Below are 18925 nucleotides of genomic sequence, written 5' to 3'. Positions count from 1 at the left end.
TGCATATGTCCGATTTGACGGCAATATGTACGATGCCTATTTTATTTTTGAAGATTTTTCTTCCGTTTGGAACTTTTTCTGAACCCGCTACGTCTAACGATTAAGATGAGAATTATGAAAGAGAAATAGGGGAGGTATCGCATCCGTTCATGGCGGCAACAGACGAGGAAGAACGACAAGTTGGAGGGCAGCAGGACAACGAAATACATAACAACAGGTTGCTGTCGGTTGTAGATGTGGAAAGGACATTTCAGGCCGGGGGAGCGCCGCTGCGCGTTCTGAAGGGACTTCATATGGAACTGAAACCAGGTCAGCTTGTTATGCTCCGGGGCCGTTCGGGCTCAGGGAAAACGACGCTGCTGAATTGCCTCGGAGGACTGGATACGCCTAGCAAAGGCGAGATCTGGTTTAACGGCAAGCCGTTTCATAAATTAAACGACACCGAGCGTACGTTGATCCGTCGCAAGGAAATGGGATTTATTTTTCAGGCGTTTGCTTTAATGCCTTTGCTATCGGCTTGGGAGAACGTGGAGCTCTCGCTCCGGATGGCCGGGACTCCCCGGTCCGAGTGGAAGGAGCGGGTCGCCTATTGCCTCGAGCTGGTAGGCCTTGAGAAAAGGATGCATCACCGTCCGTTCGAGCTGTCCGGGGGCGAGCAGCAGCGCGTGGCGATCGCGAAAGCCATTGCGCATAAGCCCATTCTCTTGTTGGCGGATGAACCAACCGCCGAGCTCGATTCGAACATGTCCGCACAGATTATGGCGGTCTTTCAAAATATTATTCGCACGGAACAAGTTACGATTTGTATGACAACACACGATCCTACAATTTTGGAGGTTGCCGATCATGTCTATGAAATGGTGGACGGGAAATTTATATAAGCGTTCTGCGGCTGTAATGATTGCGGCTTCGGTCTTGATGACCAGCGGCTGCTCCCTGCTGCCCGATGAACCGGAAGAGGAGGTGCTGCCGTCCATCGCACCGCCTCAAATCTCGAAGAAGCCGGAATACGAAGTGACGACGGCTACTTTGGAGACGAAGGTGCAGGTTATCGGGAAGATGATCTCGCAGCAGGAAGAGACGCTTTATTTTACGCTTGACGGTATGCGTCTGAAGGAACTGAACATTAAAGCCGGCGATCAGGTAAAAGCGGGCCAGACGATTGGCGTGCTGGACGTCGAGCTGATGCAGAAGGATCTTCGCAACCAGAAGCTGGCCTTCCGCAGAGAAGAGACGGCGATGAAAGAAGCGCTTCAAGGCAAGGACGAGATGGATCCGATTGAATTCGAGGAAAAGTCCATTGCCTTCGAGGAGAAGAAGCAAGCGCTCGCGGACCTGGAGGAGCAGATTAGCCGTGCGGTCTTGACCGCGCCGTTTAGCGGAACGGTTGTTACGCTCAATGTACAGAAGGGCGATTTGATCAAAGCGTATGACCCGATTGCCGTTATTGCGGATACAAGTCTGCTTGTTCCCGCCGCCAAGCTGACGAAGGACGAACAAGCCAAAATTGCGGTAGGCATGCCGGTCGTTGTGGATATCAACAATGCCGGACAATTCAAGGGGACGGTGAAGGCGCTCCCGGTTACCTCCTCCGATTCGAACAACGGTGGTGGCAACGGAGGCGGAGGCGGCCAGCAGCCGGAGAGAGAACGTCCGGAAGATTTTATGATTATTTCCGTGAAGGATTTGCCTAAAACGATTGGCCGCGGTACGCCATTATCCATTAACGTTATTACGAAAAGGAAGGAAAACGTCGTCGTTATTCCGCCATCCACCCTTCGCACGATCGGCTCCAGAACTTATGTCCAGGTCGTAGACGCGGAAGGGAAGCGGGAGGTGGACGTCGAGGTTGGCCAGCAAACGGCAACGCAGATCGAAATTATAAAAGGACTTACGCCAGGCCAGAAAGTTGTAGGTAAATAGCATGGGGATTCCATTATTTCGATTTCTGTTCCGCAAAATGTGGAATACCCGCTGGCTGACGTTAAGCACTTTAGCCGGTCTTATTATGGCCGTTGCATTCGCAACGAGTATTCCGATGTACGCGGACGGCGCGTTAAAGCGCGTCGTGGCCCAATCGCTGCAGGAGAAAAGCGACGGCCTCCCTGCCGGTTCGCTGCTGATGCGCTACCAGGTGCCGGGCGGCGAGAAGACGGATCCTGCCGCATTAAAGGAAATGGAACGCTTCATAAAAGAGGACGTTCCGGGCCTTATCGGCTTCCCTTACCAGACGAAGCTGTCCAGCTATTCGATCCGTGGCGCCGAGGTTGTGCCGGAGGATCCAACGAAGGTTGACGCAAGCCGTATTCGTCAAATGACGATTATGACGATGGCGGATCTCGAAGCCAAAACCGAAATCACGCAAGGCCGGTGGTTCAAAAATACCGAAGGCGAAGATGACGTCCTCGAAGCGGTCATGCTGGAGGAAGGGATGTACCGCAACGATCTTCATGTCGGCGATATTCTCGAGTATCCCGTATACGGCGGTCTGGATATGACTCTTCGCGTCAAGATTGTTGGCGTTGTAAAGCCGCTTAACCAGACCGATCCATATTGGTACCAAGGTCTTGAAGGCATGATGAATACGCTGCAGATCAGCGAAGACGAGTTTATGGGATCGCTTATTCAGAAAGCGGGCATCCCGGTTAACAACGCAAGCTGGTATTACGCGTTTGATCTGTCGCAGATCAAGACGAGCGAGCTGTCGCCTCTTGGACGGACGCTGGATCGTCTCAACATCGATTTGTACCAGAAGCTCAAAGGCGCGAAAGTGGAAATTTCCTTCGCTTCCACGCTGACGGAGTTCAAGAAGCAAAGCTTGCAGCTCCAGACGCTTCTCTTCACGCTTGCAGCTCCGATGCTTGCGATGGTGTTCTACTTTATAGCGATGAATGCCCGCCAGTCGCTCGACAAGCAGCGAAGCGATATAGCCGTTCTGCGAAGCAGGGGAGCGGGAACCAGGCAGATTATATGGATCTATTTGCTCGAGGGTCTGCTGCTTGGCAGCTTGGCGATAGTAGCGGGACCTTTCATAGGCTGGTTTATGGCGAAAAGCATAGGCTCCGCGGACGGCTTCCTGTCCTTCGTTAACCGGAAGTCGATTCCGGTAGGCTTCTCGACCGAAGCGATGATCGCCGGGGCGGCGGCTGTCTTGCTGGCGGTGCTGTCCACCGTTATTCCGGCGGTTATCTACGCACGCTCCTCCATTGTCAGCTATAAGAGAGAGCTGGCCCGCTCGGACCGCGGTCCGTTATGGCAGCGCTGGTTCCTTGATGTCGTACTGCTGGGAGTGGCAGGCTACGGCTGGTACATGTTTAATGAACGGCAGATGTTGTCCTTCCAGACCGGCATGACAACCGATCAATTAAACGTTCAACCGTTCTTGTTCTTTGTGCCGGCATTATCGATCTTTGCGCTTGGCCTCGTCTGCCTGCGGTTGTTCCCGTGGCTGCTGAAGCTGTTCAACTGGCTGGGACGCAAGTTCCTTCCGGTACCGCTTTATTTGACGCTGACACAGCTGTCACGCTCATCCAAAGGTTACTATCCGCTTATGATTTTGCTGATTCTGACGCTTGGTCTTGGCGTGTACAACGCTTCCGCGGCGCGGACTATCGATCTTAACTCTACCGAACGAACGCTGTACAAATACGGTACGGATGTTACCGTCCAGACGGTATGGGAAGGCACCGTCGAGGTGGTGCGTCCAAACGGCGGGAATAACGGCAACGGCGGCAACGGCGGCAGCGGCGGTGGAAACGGCGGCAATGGCGGCGGATCCGGCGGAGGTGGAGGCGGTAACGGCGGAGGTGGCGGCGGTGGCGGCCAGCAGCCGGTACCAACCCGGATTCTGTACAATGAACCGCCGTTTGAAATTTTCCGCAAGCTGGAAGGCGTAGAGGCAGCTGCCCGCGTTCTCCAGACCAAAGGCAACGTGGTTGTTTCCGGCCGCTCGATCGGGCAGGGCAGTATCATGGGAATCGATAATGTGGACTTTGCGAAGGTCGCCTGGTTCCGCAGCGATCTGTTCCCGATCCATCCTTACAACTATTTGAATTACTTAGGCATGTATGAGCAAGCGGCGCTTATTCCGTCCAATGTAGCGGATAAATACCAGCTGAAGCCGGGAGATCTAATCTCGGTCGGCTTCTCGGAAGGCATGCTGGATTTCGTTGTGGTAGGCATTCTTCCATACTGGCCGACGCAATATCCGGATCAATCGCCGTTTGTAATCACGAATCTGGATTATATTTACGACCAGCTTCCGATGATGCCTTACGAGGTATGGCTCAAGATGAAGCCGGATGCGAAGGTTGCGCCAATCGTGGAGGAGCTGCAGAAGGCAGGCATCGATATCGCCAATATCAAGGATGTGCGCTCGGAGCTGATTACCCAATCGAAGCTTCCGACAAGAGGCGGGGTATTCGGTATTCTTAGCCTAGGCTTCCTCGTATCCGTCATCGTTACCTTAACCGGATACGTGCTGTACTGGTTCTTTAATCTATCCGGCCGGGTCGTGCAATTTGGCGTATTGCGGGCCATGGGTCTTTCCAGAAGACAGCTGACCGGCATGCTGTTGCTTGAGCAGCTGTTTACGGCGGGGCTCTCGATCGGATTAGGCATATTGATTGGCAAGGTAACGAGTCTTATCTTCCTGCCGTTCCTGCAGACCGCGGAGAATGTGGCGGATACGGTTCCGCCTTTCCGGGTCGTCTTCGACTCGAAGGACACGAACCAGCTTTACGCGGTTGTTGGATTTATGATGGTGACGGGAGCGGTGCTGCTCTTCCTGCATATCCGCAGACTGCGCGTTCATCAAGCGGTCAAAATGGGAGAGGAGCGGTAAACAACATGATTACATGCGAAGGTCTCGTCAAAATTTACAAAAGCGACGATCTGGAGGTCGTCGCTCTGCAAGGTCTGAACCTGAAGGTCGAAGACGGAGAGCTTATGGCTATCATCGGCAACAGCGGCAGCGGTAAATCGACCCTGCTGAATATATTGGGCGGTCTCGACCGTCCTTCCGCAGGCTCCGTCCATGTCGGACCATGGGATCTGCTCAAAATTTCCGAAGACGATCTTGTGAAATACAAGCGCGAAACCGTCGGGTTTATCTGGCAAAATAATGCCCGCAACCTTTTGCCGTATCTGACGGCTCTTGAAAACGTCGAGATGCCGATGATGCTATCAGGCAAGGTCGACCGGGCTTACGCGAAGCAGCTGCTTGAATGGGTTGGTCTTAAAGAGAGGATGCACAACAAGCTGCATCAGCTCTCCGGCGGTGAACAGCAGCGTGTGGCCATCGCTATTTCGCTTTGCAACCGTCCTAAGCTTTTGCTTGCCGATGAACCTACCGGTTCCGTAGATACGGCAACATCGGATCTCATAATGGGGATATTCCGTAAGCTCAACAAAGAGCTTGGGGTAACGATCGTTATCGTTACTCACGATCTTACGCTTGCCGGCAAGGTGGACCGTGTCGTCGCCATCCGCGACGGATTAACGAGCACGGAATTTCTGAAACGCAATCCGAATATGATTCCCGGTGGAGGTGAGGAAGAGCAGGAGGAGAAGGGGCTTCAAGCCGTTCATGAGGCTTATGTTGTCGTGGATCGCGTCGGCCGACTGCAGGTACCGAAAGAATATTTGAGCGCACTAAACATTAAAGACAAGGCATCGATGGAATTTGACGGCGAGCGGATTATCATTACACCGCCGAAATCACTGGGGGGTTAGAAACCAAATGAAGAGGAAATGGGCGTCTAAAGTAACTTTTTTGTCCTTATCGCTAATTATGTCCACGTCGCTGCTTGCAGCCTGCAGCAAAGGCTCCGAAAGCACGGCGGAGAAGCATGTGCTTCGCCTGGGCGTATTGTACGGAGGAGCGGATAACGAGTCTTATGTCCGCCAGCAATATACCGATACGTATGAAATGATGCACAAGAACATCGATTTCGAAATCGTAAGCGCGATCGATTACAACGACCAACGATATGATACGCCCGATCCAAACGGCGTCGTAAAACAGCCGGATCCGTTCGCGAAAATGAAAGAAATGTTAACCGGCGACAATCCGGTTGACGTTGTTATTCTGGATTACAGCATGCTGCGCCGTCTGATCCAAGACAATCTGCTTCAGCAGCTGGATCCGCTTATCCAGAAGAGCAAATTTGACCTGACCGACTATGTGCCAACCGTTATCGACGGCATCAAATCGGCAGACGACAGCGGCAATATTTATGCTTTGACGCCTACATTCAGCTCTTCGGCCTTGTACTACAACAAGAAATTGTTCGCTGATCAAGGTATCGATGTACCAACAGACAACATGACATGGGATGAAGTTATCAACTTGGCATCGCGTGTAGCTACCGGCGAAGGAGCGGACCGCAAGTTTGGCCTCTCCATTAACCGTTGGGCAGGAGACGGCTTCAGCGATGTTCAGACCTATGCGGCTCCATTGCAGCTGAAGATGTGGGATGACAAAGGCGAGAAAATGCTTGTAAACAACGAGCAATGGGAATCCGCATGGAATGCGGTAGCTAATCTCTACAAGCAAAAAATTTCTCCTAGCCAAGAAGATATGAGCGCGTGGCAGACTAAAATTTCGACAGACAATCCAGGCGCTTACAATCCGCTTGGCAGCGATATGTTCCTGAACGGAAAAGTTGCAATGACAATCGCGGAATACGGCTACGTTAACGAGATCAGCAACGCGATGAACAATGCTTCGAAAATTAAGAACTTCACGCCTTTCGACTGGGATGTCGTTACGATGCCGACTCAAACCTCCAAACCGGGCATCGGTGGCAATATCTACTTCAGCCAGCTGATGGGGATCAACGCGAAAGCGCAAAACCCTGACGACGCTTGGGATTTCGTGCAGTTTACAAACAGCAAAGATTGGGCAGAGCTTAAATCGCGCAGCTCGTATGAGCTGGTTGCGCGCAAAGAATTCCTGAAACCAAAAGACGGAATGAATTACAACATCAACGCGTTTACGACGCTGAAGCCTATTCCTCCGCAATCTACCGACACGGAGAAGCTGCAGCGGGAGAAGCCGGGCATCTGGGAAGCGCAATCCCCGGGATATGAATTGTTCCAGAAGGTCATCAAAGGGGATATATCGGCCAAGGAAGCGCTCCAGGAATGGGAGACAAAAGGAAATGCCATCCTCGAGAAGCTAAAAACGAATCCGAACGGCGGTACCGGAGAGGGCGTCGGTGGCGGCGGTCCAATCGTAAGACCGCTGGACGACACGGCCGTAGAAGCCGAACCGGCAGGTTAATACGCAATATAAAGAGCGGCTGTGCAGATTAAATCTGGCACAGCCGCTCTTTTTCTTTTAAGGCAATGGAGCATTTCGAATGACTCTGTAGAATGCGAAGTTACCGCAATAATCCTATCCTTGCAGATCAAAGCTTTTATCGATATGCCATACGCCGCTTGCGGTCTTGCGCAGTAGATGCAGTTGGTCAATCGGCGTTGTCAAATCGACGGCGGACATCCGGAGATTGCCGTAAAGATCGTGGAGCTCATCTGGCGGCATATTTTGCCCGATCGTCACGTGCGGGGTATAGACGAAGTTTGGTGATGGAACATGTAGCGGCCCGCTGCAGACGGCTTCATGGAGCCGGATCATGGGCGTTGGATCCTCCAGCGCCAAATACAGCACATGACTTGCGGGATAAAAGGAAGATACGCGATTGAAATGGACTTGAAACGGCTTTGTTTGTGAAGCAACGGCTTCCATATGCTCGGTAATAGCCGGTAATTGCGCATCGGAGAGCTCTTCCTTGTCCCGGACCGTCATATGCGGCGGAATGATCGAATAATGCGGATCGTGTCGAATACGCCAGCTGTTGGCGAAGTCCTGTACAGCTTGTGAAGGGAAAACCGCAATACCGTAAAGCATACTCATCAGCTCCTTTATTCGAATGTAAGAAAGTACAGGTTATCCTTATCCTTTGCATATTTCTTACTCGCGAAACCTATGCTGCTCCTCCTGAAGACGGCGCTGCCGCTTGCTATTTCGATTATACCCAATTTGCTTGATTTCACCGAATTTGGGCATTATATATCTCGAGGAGGGATCCGTTATGAAATGGATATATTGGGTGCGGTTATACGAAACCAAATTTCAGGCTGGCTGTCTTGTAAGGAGAATGGAAAATGACTGGTGGGTTTACGGCTACGAATGCCCGCAGGAGATCGAGGTTTTTCGTTCGAGAAAAGGGCGTTACGGCGTACGTTTTCTTGTTTAAGCATATGTTGTAGAGGGCACAGCGATATGCGCAAATAAAAAAATGTTCATTTTTTTTCCTCGATGAGAAATAAATGCTTGACTCTGCATATAGGAGTATAGTATATTAATCCATGTCGCCATTTCAATTTGATGACTTTAACAAATGGATATCGCGGGGTGGAGCAGCTCGGTAGCTCGTCGGGCTCATAACCCGAAGGCCGCAGGTTCAAATCCTGCCCCCGCAACCAACCACTCGACTGAAACGTGATTCTGACGTTTATCGAGGGCCCTTAGCTCAGTTGGTTAGAGCGGTCGGCTCATAACCGATTGGTCGTGGGTTCGAGTCCCTCAGGGCCCACCATTTGAAGCATCAAGACAAAATGCCGGGGTGGCGGAACTGGCAGACGCACAGGACTTAAAATCCTGCGGTGGGTGACCACCGTACGGGTTCGATTCCCGTCCTCGGCACCATTTTTCAGAACTACATAGGAATTATAAGATAAACCCCTTCCATTGACTCAACAGTCTTTGAAAGGGGTTTTTACTTTGGTTAGAGTATGGATGATTATCCCCGAATCCATTACAATAGGAAGACAATGTTGAAAGCAAAGGTGGTTCATGGATGGCGGGAAGCAAACATTACGTTGTCTGGGTCGGCAAGCAGCCCGGCGTGTACAAGAGTTGGCCGGAATGCCAGGCGCAGGTGAACGGATATCCGGAAGCGAAATATAAATCCTTTGAATCGAAGGATAAGGCGGAAGCCGCGTACAAGGAAGGCTGGAAGAATCATTGGGGCCAGGGGAAAGGGACCGCAGCGCCTGCGGCTTCGCCGGCAAAAAAGAAGCCTGGCTTTTACGCCTCTAAACCGTCTGCAGCGGCAGAAGGGGAGCAGGAGATTGATTATGACAGCATCTCCGTTGACGTTGGCACGCGGGGCAATCCGGGGCCGGTAGAATATAAAGGCGTGGATACGCAAACGGGCGATATTTTGTTCTACGTAGGCCCAATTCCGAACGGCACCAATAATCTCGGAGAGTTTATTGCGGTCGTTCACGCACTGGATTATCTCAAGAAAAAAGGAAGCAGCCAAACGATCTACAGCGACTCGCGAACGGCGCTAAGCTGGCTACGGAACAAGAAGATAGCTTCGAGTCTCGTGAGAAACGCATCGACCAAGCAGATTTGGGAATTGGCTGATTGGGCGCTAGACTGGCTGCGCAATAATACGTACAGCAATAAAGTTCTAAAATGGAATACGGAAGAATGGGGAGAAATCCGCGCGGATTTCGGACGGAAATAAGGGAGACGACAGATGGATTTTCAGCTGAACAACGATTGGGCGGAGCTTCTGCAGGGTGAGATGGACGAGCCGTACTTCAAGCAGATGGAAGCGAAGCTTGGGGAGCTTTATGAAACGAAGACCGTGTATCCCAAAGCCGAACATATTTTTAATGCGCTTTCGCTTACGCCTTATGAGCAGACGAGGGTTGTCATTATCGGACAGGATCCTTATCATGGCCAGGATCAGGCGCATGGGCTTAGCTTTTCGGTACAAGAGGGGGTTGCTATACCGCCTTCTTTGAGAAATATTTATAAAGAGCTGCAGCAGGATATCGGCTGTCCGATTCCGCAGCATGGCTCTCTTGCCTCGTGGGCCAAGCAAGGGGTATTGCTTCTCAATACGGTCCTGACCGTTGAAGAAGGGCAGCCCAATTCGCATCAGAAGCTGGGCTGGGAACGGTTCACCGACCGGATTATCCGCAAGCTGAATGAACGGGAAGAGCCGGTTGTCTTTATTTTATGGGGCAAGCATGCCCAGGATAAAGCGGCCTTCATAGATACGAGTAAGCATCGGGTTATCGCATCAGCGCATCCAAGCCCGTTGGCGGCGCGGAAAGGCTTTTTTGGCAGCCGTCCGTTCTCGAGAGTGAACGAGCATTTACGGAGTTTTGGCTATACGGAGATTGATTGGAGCCTGCCCGAGCATCCGGAACAAGATTAATACGCAAAAAAGCCTCCCGGTCCATGTTCGTAATGGATAGGGAGGCTTTTTATTTGCGCAATATTAGCTAGCCGAAGCTACGCTGCTTACGGCAGTATCGGCCTTAGCCGAAGCCAGTACAGGCTTGTAAGCCGCGTCTACATAAGTGGTTGCGCTAACTTCGGTGATCACTTGCGGGTACATTTTGTTCGGATCCGGTTGAACCGTTTCTACCTTGATAATCGCTTGACCATCAACGAAGGATATCGATGTAACGCGGAGTCCGTAACCAGGATGAGGCGCTTGACCGGACACGGTTACTTTGTTGATGTCCTTGTTCACCGAGGTTACAGTCAGTTTAAGATCTTGAATCGGCTGCGGAGCCGGTTCTGCCGGGATCGTTGGCGTCTTCTTTACGAATTCAAGACCGTCGTACAACCAGCCTGCCGCCACGCCGCGCGTAATTTTTTGTTTTGGATAGAAATTGTTTTTCTTATCCAGCGTTGCGATTTTGGAAATGAGCAGCTTTTGGATGCTGTTCATATAATCCTTGTTAATATCCTTTTCATCGTTAATCGTCATGTACAGTTCGATAAAGGCGAAATCGCCTTTTTTCGTAATTGCCTTGAAAAGGTGGTGGGCGAACTGCTCGCGTGTCATTTCGTCGTTGGCTTTTACGTTCTTAGGTACTTCCAGGCCATTGTATTGGGCAATGATAAACGCATCCGCATACCATGAGCCGTTCTTCAGATTCGGATAATAATCGGCAACCTCAGGCTTCTTAATGAAACGAATGTTGTCGATATTGAGGTCAAAAGCTTTAACGATCATCGAAATGCCGGCAGCGTAGGACAGCTTGCCGTTGGAGTTGAATTTATTGCCTTTTTCGCCTTTAATAACGCCTTGTTTTTCCAGGGACTCAATCTTTGATTTATTCGGATCTTTGCTTGTATCACTGAAGGCGAATACGGTTTGCCCCAGAGTAAATACAAGCAGCATGGACATGGCTAGCAATAGAACTGCTTTAAGTTTCATCATCGACTCTCCTCTTGTTTTGAGATTTGCTATAGCATCTATAATAACGAGTCCAATATTTGTATTGTTGCACCAAAAAGAGAAGAGTCATACGAAAAGTTGCTAAGTTTTTGCAGATCTGCCGGTTAAGAGCTGTTGAATGGCCGTCAGGCAGGGTTTCGGCCGGAAATTGAACTCATCCCGCATCCGCGTAATCTCGATGGGCTTAAAGGCAAGCCGGACAGCGGAAGGAGAGAGATTCAGTTCGAAGGAACGCACCTCGGTCCAGGCATCGAACAGCTGTTGGTTCGTCAGATTAACTCCGCTTGCTACATTATAAATAAATTGCTTGCCCCTCAAGGCGATTTGAATTAGAGCCTCAACCGCATCCTCGACCCGAATATAATCCTTTTCCGAATCCATCGTTGACAACAGCGTAACCGAGCCATGATCCAGGATATCCTTCATAACCGAGTAAATAAAATTGCCGGAGCGGAAATCGTCGCCTACCACATTGGACAGCCTTGCGACACGGACATTTGACCGGCCCGAGCATAGGCAGACGGATTCGCCGAGCAGCTTGGATAACGCATAAATATCTTCGCGCTGATTGGAATTAACGCTTAGATCGGCCTCCTCACGCGTAGATTCCGCCCGATGGTACAGTCTGGTTGTAGACAGATAGAGCAGAGTACGGAAATCCGCCGCATGCAGAAGACGGCTGATAAACCCTGTATGAGCTTCCACCACATCATAGGGGCGGGAACGGAAATCCGATGTAATGCCGGCGCAATAAAAAACATGTCCCAAAGGCCGGCCGAATACGGACGAAGACCCTTTTTCCGGGCAAAAAACGTCAAAACCAATCGTTCGCAGCCTAGCCGTTAGGTGTGAACCAATAAACCCGCCTGCTCCAATAACGGTTGCCAGGTTGTCGCTTGTCATGACCGCGACCCCTTATGCTGAAGCGGGTTCCCCGCATAAACGCCATAAGCCTCCAGCTTGCCGCGAACAAGCGAATTTGCCCCCACTACAGCCCCTTTTCCGATATGAGTGCCGTCCAGTATTACGCAGTTTGCGCCAATCCACACATCCTCCTCAATGATGATTCCGCCTTTGCTCGGCAGGAAGCCCTGCTCCCGAATTAGCTTATTCCGGTCCCGGTAGGCATGATTTACGGGGGCAAAGGTACAGTTGGCGGCAACAAGCACGTTATCGTCCATCCTGACTCCGTTTCCGGAGTAGATAACGGTACCGGAATTGATGTAAACATGCTGGCCCAGCCGTACATCGCCGGAGCCTCCGGCAAATTTGATCTTCACAAAAGCATCAATCATGCAATGGTCGCCTATTACAAGCTTGCTGCCGCGGACGGAGGTTTCAAGATCGCATAAAGGAGAGATCGCTGCCGAATCAGAGATCAAGTGCATAGTCATCGCTCCATGGCGCGAGGTAGTCATCCCGCTCGCTTATGACGGGATTGTCGTATACCCATTTAATTTGAAAGGCAGGGTCGTCGTATCGCGCTCCATTCTGCATGGAAGGATCGTAAATGCCGGACATATGGTAGTAGAGAGTGGAGTGGGGCTCCAGCGTTTGAAAGCCATGGGCGTAGCCCGGGGGGATGTAGAGCATGCGATGATTTTCGCCGGTAAGCCGGAAGGCTTCCCATTGCTTGTAGGTCTTTGAGTCCTTCCGGATATCTACCACGACATCGTATACGCTGCCCTGTATGCATTGAATCATTTTGTTCTCGGCAAACGGCAGGTTCTGAAAATGCATGCCGCGTATTGTCCCCTTATGGATATTGCTCGAAATACTCCACTGCCTGAAGTTCTCTTCAAGCCCCCGTTCCATGAATTGATCGCGGCAAAAGGCTCGGGCAAAAAATCCGCGGTTATCGGTGATCGGCTCCGGCTCGATCAAATAAACGCCCTCAAGCGATGTTTTATGAAAAAGCATATAGCATCATCCTTTCTCAATAAATTTCGAGCTTGGGAATACAGACGACCAGCTTGGCTCCCCATTGTCGCGTATATTGGAGTTCCTTCTCAATCTCGTCTTTCAGATTCCAGGGCAGAATGACAAGGTAATCCGGCTTTGTTTCCCTGATTCGCCCGGGAGAGTAGATCGGGATCCGGCTTCCGGGCATGTATAAGCCTTGTTTGTACGGATTTTTGTCCACGGCGTAATCGATATAATCGGTGCCGACGCCGAGGTAATTGAAAAGCGTATTGCCTTTGGCGGGAGCTCCGTAAGCCGCAATCCGTTTGTTCTCGCGGGAAGCCTGAAACAGGAAGCGGTATATTTCCTCCTTAACCGCTTTTACTTGCGCGGGAAAACGAAAATACGTCCTCACCTTCTTCAAGCCGTATGCGATTTCTTCTAACCGTACCTTTTCCACGCGCGGGGTAACCGTCAGCTTCGCATGCTCGGAATGCCGGGCAAATACGCGCAGAGAACCGCCATGCGTCGGCCACTCCTCAACGTCATAGATCGTTAATCCGAAACGCTCGAACAAATGCGAAACGCTAAGAAGAGATAGATAAGAAAAGTGCTCATGGTAAATTGTATCGAATTGATTGTTTTCCATTAACCGCAGTAGATGAGGAAACTCCAAAGTAAGGGTACCGGTAGGGGACAACAGCTCCTTGAGACCGGCAACAAAGTCCTGAAGCTCAGGAACATGGGCCAGTACATTGTTGCCGATAATGAGGTCAGCGGTCCCCCGTTCCCGGGCAAGCTGTCTGGCGAAAGCCAATGTGAAAAACTCCGATACCGTATGGATGCCTTTTCCTTCCGCTTGCTTTGCGACATTTTTAGCTGGTTCAATACCTAGAACCGGAATGTTGTGCGGTGTGAAATACTGCAATAAATAGCCGTCATTGCTCGCAATCTCGATAACGGAGGATGAGTGGTCTAAAGACAGGCGGGGGATAATAGCGTCTACATATTGCTTGGCATGAGCAAGCCAGCTGGAAGAATACGAGCTGAAATAGGCGTATTCCTCAAAGATCTCCCGAGGTGATTCGAACTGCTCCAGTTGAACGAGCAGACAGTGCCCGCATACAAAAACGCGCAACGGATAATAGGAGGTTCCTTGGTTTAATTGCTCCGGCCGCAGAAAGTTATTGGATAGGGGGGAGGTGCGGAGATCAACAAACACATGCTGCAGCGGATGGCGGCAGGAGCGGCATAAGGCATTAGCCAGGACGGTTCACCTCCAATTGCTCGTATTGGCTGATTTGCGTAAAAGTAACGGCTTGCATATCTTCTCCGTCATAAAAGGCGCGGTACCAGTCTACCGTCCAGCCGATAGTCTGCTCAACGGTTAGCCTGGAGCCCCAGCCAAGCCTTTGGTAAGCTTTATCGGAATTGAGCAGAAGGGTGTTGGTTTCATGGGGCTGCTTGCCGGTATTATACGCCACCTCCGGCAAATTTCCCCATCGACGGATAAGACGCGCGGCTAGTTCGCCAACCGTTATTCCTTGGTCAATGGTCTGTCCGAAATTCCATGCCCCGCCATATTGCTCTTCCTGCCAGAGCTTTTCCGCAAGAAGGATATAGCCGTTAATGGGCTCCAGCACATGCTGCCAGGGGCGTACGGCATCAGGGCTCCGAAGAACCGGCAGTTCACCGGAAGTCATGCTCCGAATCAGGTCCGGAACGATACGGTCCGCTGCCCAATCGCCTCCGCCGATCACATTGCCCGCCCGGGCGGTTGCGATCCGTTTGCCAAGCGGAGCGAGAAAGGCATCCCGGTAACTGCCGGTAATGAGCTCCGAGCAGGCTTTGCTTGCGCTATAGGGATCGTACCCGCCTAACGGATCGTTTTCCGAATAGCCTTCTGCCGATTCTTTATTCTCGTAAACCTTGTCGGTTGTAACGTTAATGACGACCTTTGCGGTGGAAGCGGGAGACTTCTTTACGGCTTCCAGAAGGACGGCCGTGCCGTACGCATTGGTCAAAAAGGTCCCAAGCGGGTCGCGGTAGCTGTCCCGGACAAGCGCTTGGGCAGCAAGGTGAAAGACGATATCGGGCCGATGAACGGATAACGTCTCCGACAACGCGGTCAGATCGGTGATGTCACCCGTTACTGAAGTGATATCAAGCGTTAAACATTCCGCCATATTAGGCGCCGCGGAAGCGGGGAGGGAATAGCCGACGACTTCGGCTCCCCGGTCCTGCAATACCGCGCACAGCCAGCTCCCTTTAAAACCGGTATGGCCGGTGACGAGCACTTTTTTTCCATGCCAGAACGTGTCCATTATTTCCACACCTTCCATGGCGCATTTCCTTTATTCCATAACTCATTCAGCTCGTTCTTGTCTCTTAGCGTATCCATCGAATGCCAGAAGCCCTGATGCTGGTGAACGGATAACTCTCCAAAAGAAGCGAGCGACTCCAGTGGGCCATGCTCCCAGACGGTCTCATCGCTGCGAATCAATTCAATGACCTTTGGTTCCAGAACGAAAAAACCGCCATTAATCCAGTGCTTATCGTTATGGGGTTTTTCCTTGAAGGAGAGAGCCTTCCGATCTTCAATCTCGAGAATGCCGTATCGCATTCCGGGATTCACTGCGGTTACGGTGGCCAGCTTGCCTTCGCTGCGGTGAAGAGCAAGCAGTTCGTTAATGTGGATATCGCCAACGCCATCGCCGTATGTGAAACAGAAGGTCTCATCGCCGATATAAGGAGCCAGCCGCTTCAGCCGCCCGCCTGTCATCGCATGCTCGCCCGTATCCACAACCGTTATTTTCCAAGGCTCGGCTTTCGAATTCATCAGCGTCATCCGGTTGTCGGACAGATCAAAGTGGACATCGGACTGATGCAGGTAATAATGCATGAAATATTCCTTTATCACGTAGGATTTGTAGCCGGCCGCAATGATAAAGTCGTGAATCCCGTAGTGCGAATAAATCTTCATGATATGCCATAAAATCGGCTTGCCGCCGATCTCGACCATCGGTTTAGGCCTGGATATCGTCTCTTCGGATAACCGGCTTCCGAGTCCGCCGGCCAGGATTACAGCTTTCACGGGGCAACCTCCTTCTGGCGAATATCGTTCAGTTGCTGATGCGTTTAAGCTACGCGAAGAGGTGGCCCGTAGGCAGCAAATAGCGGTTCAATTCATCGAAGGATCGGATAAATTCGGAATAGCCATGCTCAAATAAAATATAGTCGAATTGTTCGCCGCCAAGCAGCTGCCGGAAATCTTCCGATGTATCGAAATAGAATGTACGGTCGGAGATTGTCCGCAGGTCAACCAAATACTTCTCTTGATTCGATAGGCTGGTAAGCCGGACATTGCGGGCGCCTTGCTGCTTCATGAACGTTTTGACGGCGAGAGGAGTAGCGCCAATGCAGCAGTTAATGGCGAGGATGGAGACCGATTCCCGGGGTGACCACTGCCTTCTTACGGCGTCTACGAGCTGCATATTCGGGAGCCCTTCCGCCCAGGAATCTATTCCGTATTTATTGTAGAAAATTTGCCTGCTGACCTGGAGGGAATTGTTCTGCTGCTGATCGATGCCGGTTGTGACCGAGCCGTGGTGATAAATAAACGTATCTCCCGCATAGACAAGCTTATAGCCGGCTCTGCGGTACCGGTAGCTGATATCATCGTCTCCGAACTCGCCGAAGTAGAAGCGGGGGTCATAGCCCCCGATTTCTCGGAGCCGATCGGTCAGGGAGAAGAGGATGACGGGCATCAGCCGGATCCGCTCTTCCCATTTGTTCGGGTCCGATACGTTATACGCCTTCGCCTCAACCTGCATTTCCTCAAGCGTCTGAAAGGGGAGGCTGATCTGCTGAAAGTTGCTTACATAGTTGGCTCCCGGAGAGACGAATCCGATCCCCGGATCCGATTCAATGCAAGCGATCAGATTCGGAAGCCACCCGGAGGTTAGAATCATATCGTTGCTGATTAACGCGATATACTTTCCCTGCGCAGCATTCATTCCGACATTAAATCCGTTGACCGGACCGACGTTTTGCGGGAGATGGACGGGGCTGGCTCCCGGGATCGAATCAAAATATGCCTGTGTGCCGTCAGAGGAGCCATTATTGACAAGAATCAATTCGTTGCCTTCTAACGGAGTATGTAGGAGAAGGCTGTCGATGCAACGTTTGGTTATCTCCAGATGGTTGTAAGCAAGAACAACAAAGCTGACGAATGGTTGGTTAGGCAGAACGATCACCTCGCAAATAGACAGATTCCCGATTGTTAAATTGTATTTTTTGGAATCAAAAAAAGACCTTTGCAGGTCTTTAGGCGAGGGTTACTCCGAATCATCCTTATACCAAGGATTCAGATGGATGAGGACTTCCTCCACGTCCTTGTGATGCTCGAGAATGATTTGTTTTATTTTTCGGGAGACGTCATGGCCTTCTTGAATGGTAAGCTCTCCGGGAATGCCAACGCGGACATCAATCATGACATATTGGCCGAATTCTCTGGCCCGGATTCTGTCAATACGTTTTACTTCCGGGATGGAGGAGACAAGACGCTCGTAATCTTGCAGCATCTCCGGAGATACGGTTTTCTCCATTAGTACATCCACGGCTTCTTTCCCCATATGATAAGCAAGCTTCAATACGAAATAGGCAACAACAATCCCGGCGGCCGCATCGCCGTAGCTTAGGAAGGCGATATCGTTTCTTTCCCCGATAATAGCCGCTCCGATCCCGAGAACGGCGGCAAGCGACGCATAAACATCGGCCAGATGATCGAAAGCGGTAGCTTCAAGACTTTTACTGCTCGTCTGCTTGCTGATTCGTATGCAATAAATGTATAACCACAGCTTCCAGAAAAGAGAGACAACGGCGGCAACAAAGGCGACCATGCTTGCCGCGGCGGCAGGGTGGAAGAAGGACTCAAAGGAATGGTAAGCGATAAATAAGGCGGCGATCACCATAATAATGGCGACCAGCGCAGAGCCGATCAGCTCGCTTTTGCCATGACCGTACGGATGGTCCTCATCCGCGGGTTTTTGCGCTACCTTTGCGGCGCCCAAGGCGGCCATCGACGCAATGACGTCACCGGCGTTATGTACGCCGTCAGCGATTAATACCTGGCTTTTGAACATAAGGCCTACAATTAGTTTAATGCCCGTCAGAATCAGATTGCTGAATAAGCTGATCCAGATGGCGAAGACATTCGATGAAACTTTTGTACCTGATACGTTTGAATCGCTCACTCTTTTACAACCTCCAATAATTTCCTAACCACGCGAAAAAAACAACGACCCTTATCATATATGATGAAGGTCGTGTGGGTCTAGAGAAACAGTGTTGCAACGGGTCAAGATTTTTAGGCGCAGTTAAAAGTCAGCGAAAGGGAGGGAGCCAAGGGCTCCCTCCCTGCTTGTCCTGCAAAACTAACGGTGCTCAATCAGGTCAATGGCGCCAAGCACCATATGGGCCAAGCCAAATCCGAGAACACCGGTACCTACAAGCTTATACTTGCTTTTTCTTAGCAGGGATGCACCAGAGGCCGACACAACGGTTCCGAGAACGGCAGGAATCAAACCTTCACGCATGTTATCCACTCCTTCGATTGTTTTGCAAGACGGCTTAGTTTGCGCGATTTAAGGAAGAAAATGCATGCCGCTGATGCTGCGGATAGGCACGGCTATCAACATTCATGCCGCGGATCGTCTTGATAGAAACGAAAAAAGCCTTGATCG

19 protein-coding genes and 3 tRNA genes are annotated in these 18925 nt (G+C 51.1%); 11 read left to right on the top strand and 11 right to left on the bottom strand.

What is annotated here, in order from left to right; all coding sequences use genetic code 11:
* Nucleotides 1-149: 149 nt before the first annotated feature.
* The 5 genes from PGL01S_RS25590 to PGL01S_RS25570 are packed head-to-tail and all read left to right on the top strand — an operon-like array spanning nucleotide 150 to nucleotide 7285.
* Nucleotides 150-881, top strand: coding sequence for an ABC transporter ATP-binding protein (locus tag PGL01S_RS25590; RefSeq protein ID WP_127497691.1), 732 nt, complete (start codon nucleotides 150-152; stop codon nucleotides 879-881).
* Complete coding sequence (locus tag PGL01S_RS25585) at nucleotides 847-1923, top strand: efflux RND transporter periplasmic adaptor subunit (RefSeq protein WP_127497689.1); 1077 nt, start codon at nucleotides 847-849, stop codon at nucleotides 1921-1923. Before PGL01S_RS25590 ends, PGL01S_RS25585 begins: the two co-directional genes overlap by 35 nt.
* 1 nt (nucleotide 1924) lies before the next feature.
* Complete coding sequence (locus PGL01S_RS25580; protein ID WP_127497687.1) at nucleotides 1925-4843, top strand: ABC transporter permease; 2919 nt, start codon at nucleotides 1925-1927, stop codon at nucleotides 4841-4843.
* Nucleotides 4844-4848: 5 nt separating this feature from the next.
* Entirely contained in the window at nucleotides 4849-5733 is an 885-nt protein-coding gene (locus PGL01S_RS25575) for an ABC transporter ATP-binding protein (protein WP_127497685.1), read from the top strand.
* Nucleotides 5734-5740: 7 nt separating this feature from the next.
* Nucleotides 5741-7285: an ABC transporter substrate-binding protein gene (locus PGL01S_RS25570; protein WP_127497683.1), complete on the top strand. Its 1545-nt coding sequence runs from the start codon at nucleotides 5741-5743 to the stop codon at nucleotides 7283-7285.
* Nucleotides 7286-7399: 114 nt separating this feature from the next.
* On the opposite strand, the gene PGL01S_RS25565 is transcribed toward PGL01S_RS25570, so the two are convergent.
* Nucleotides 7400-7912 (bottom strand): 2'-5' RNA ligase family protein, encoded by a 513-nt coding sequence (locus PGL01S_RS25565; RefSeq protein ID WP_127497681.1) that lies wholly within the window; start codon nucleotides 7910-7912, stop codon nucleotides 7400-7402.
* Nucleotides 7913-8096: 184 nt separating this feature from the next.
* On the opposite strand from PGL01S_RS25565, the gene PGL01S_RS30965 reads away from it, so the two are divergent.
* The 6 genes from PGL01S_RS30965 to PGL01S_RS25540 all read left to right on the top strand — a co-directional run bounded on the left by PGL01S_RS30965 (nucleotide 8097) and on the right by PGL01S_RS25540 (nucleotide 10244).
* Nucleotides 8097-8261: a hypothetical protein gene (locus PGL01S_RS30965; RefSeq protein WP_015845421.1), complete on the top strand. Its 165-nt coding sequence runs from the start codon at nucleotides 8097-8099 to the stop codon at nucleotides 8259-8261.
* A gap of 152 nt (nucleotides 8262-8413) precedes the next feature.
* Nucleotides 8414-8490: transfer RNA gene (locus tag PGL01S_RS25560), tRNA-Met, on the top strand.
* Nucleotides 8491-8526: 36 nt separating this feature from the next.
* A tRNA-Ile gene (locus tag PGL01S_RS25555) sits at nucleotides 8527-8603 on the top strand.
* A gap of 21 nt (nucleotides 8604-8624) precedes the next feature.
* Nucleotides 8625-8713: transfer RNA gene (locus PGL01S_RS25550), tRNA-Leu, on the top strand.
* A gap of 151 nt (nucleotides 8714-8864) precedes the next feature.
* On the top strand, nucleotides 8865-9542 hold the full coding sequence (gene rnhA / locus PGL01S_RS25545) for a ribonuclease H (protein WP_127497679.1): 678 nt from the start codon (nucleotides 8865-8867) through the stop codon (nucleotides 9540-9542).
* A 12-nt stretch (nucleotides 9543-9554) separates the two neighbouring features.
* Nucleotides 9555-10244, top strand: a complete 690-nt coding sequence (locus tag PGL01S_RS25540; protein ID WP_127497677.1) for a uracil-DNA glycosylase — start codon at nucleotides 9555-9557, stop codon at nucleotides 10242-10244.
* Nucleotides 10245-10307: 63 nt separating this feature from the next.
* Here the strand turns inward: PGL01S_RS25540 and PGL01S_RS25535 are convergent, their stop codons facing one another.
* The 10 genes from PGL01S_RS25535 to PGL01S_RS25490 all read right to left on the bottom strand — a co-directional run bounded on the left by PGL01S_RS25535 (nucleotide 10308) and on the right by PGL01S_RS25490 (nucleotide 18778).
* Nucleotides 10308-11261 carry a protease complex subunit PrcB family protein gene (locus PGL01S_RS25535; protein WP_127497675.1) on the bottom strand — a complete coding sequence of 318 codons (954 nt, stop codon included), beginning with the start codon at nucleotides 11259-11261 and terminating at the stop codon, nucleotides 10308-10310.
* 99 nt (nucleotides 11262-11360) lie between these two features.
* Complete coding sequence (locus PGL01S_RS25530) at nucleotides 11361-12182, bottom strand: NAD-dependent epimerase/dehydratase family protein (protein WP_127497673.1); 822 nt, start codon at nucleotides 12180-12182, stop codon at nucleotides 11361-11363.
* Nucleotides 12179-12667: an acyltransferase gene (locus PGL01S_RS25525; RefSeq protein WP_127497671.1), complete on the bottom strand. Its 489-nt coding sequence runs from the start codon at nucleotides 12665-12667 to the stop codon at nucleotides 12179-12181. The genes PGL01S_RS25530 and PGL01S_RS25525 overlap by 4 nt, the downstream gene beginning before the upstream one ends.
* A complete protein-coding gene (gene rfbC, locus PGL01S_RS25520) occupies nucleotides 12651-13199 on the bottom strand; it encodes a dTDP-4-dehydrorhamnose 3,5-epimerase (RefSeq protein ID WP_127497668.1) in 549 nt (182 codons plus the stop codon). The genes PGL01S_RS25525 and rfbC overlap by 17 nt, the downstream gene beginning before the upstream one ends.
* 16 nt (nucleotides 13200-13215) lie before the next feature.
* Complete coding sequence (locus tag PGL01S_RS25515) at nucleotides 13216-14448, bottom strand: class I SAM-dependent methyltransferase (RefSeq protein WP_127497666.1); 1233 nt, start codon at nucleotides 14446-14448, stop codon at nucleotides 13216-13218.
* On the bottom strand, nucleotides 14441-15505 hold the full coding sequence (rfbG, locus tag PGL01S_RS25510; RefSeq protein ID WP_127497664.1) for a CDP-glucose 4,6-dehydratase: 1065 nt from the start codon (nucleotides 15503-15505) through the stop codon (nucleotides 14441-14443). The genes PGL01S_RS25515 and rfbG overlap by 8 nt, the downstream gene beginning before the upstream one ends.
* Nucleotides 15505-16275, bottom strand: coding sequence for a glucose-1-phosphate cytidylyltransferase (gene rfbF / locus PGL01S_RS25505; protein ID WP_127497662.1), 771 nt, complete (start codon nucleotides 16273-16275; stop codon nucleotides 15505-15507). The genes rfbG and rfbF overlap by 1 nt, the downstream gene beginning before the upstream one ends.
* 49 nt (nucleotides 16276-16324) lie before the next feature.
* The gene (locus PGL01S_RS25500; protein WP_164775593.1) at nucleotides 16325-17437 is read right to left on the bottom strand and encodes a glycosyltransferase family 2 protein; all 1113 of its coding nucleotides are present in this window, start codon (nucleotides 17435-17437) and stop codon (nucleotides 16325-16327) included.
* 81 nt (nucleotides 17438-17518) lie between these two features.
* The gene (locus PGL01S_RS25495; protein WP_127497658.1) at nucleotides 17519-18436 is read right to left on the bottom strand and encodes a cation diffusion facilitator family transporter; all 918 of its coding nucleotides are present in this window, start codon (nucleotides 18434-18436) and stop codon (nucleotides 17519-17521) included.
* A 180-nt stretch (nucleotides 18437-18616) separates the two neighbouring features.
* Nucleotides 18617-18778, bottom strand: a complete 162-nt coding sequence (locus tag PGL01S_RS25490) for a hypothetical protein (protein WP_015845409.1) — start codon at nucleotides 18776-18778, stop codon at nucleotides 18617-18619.
* Nucleotides 18779-18925 lie beyond the last annotated feature (147 nt).

The organism is Paenibacillus glycanilyticus NBRC 16618, assembly GCF_004000805.1.
Lineage (GTDB): Bacteria > Bacillota > Bacilli > Paenibacillales > Paenibacillaceae > Pristimantibacillus > Pristimantibacillus glycanilyticus.
The sequence above is the reverse complement of the archived record's forward strand: the minus strand, read 5'-3'. Positions and strand labels throughout refer to the sequence as shown.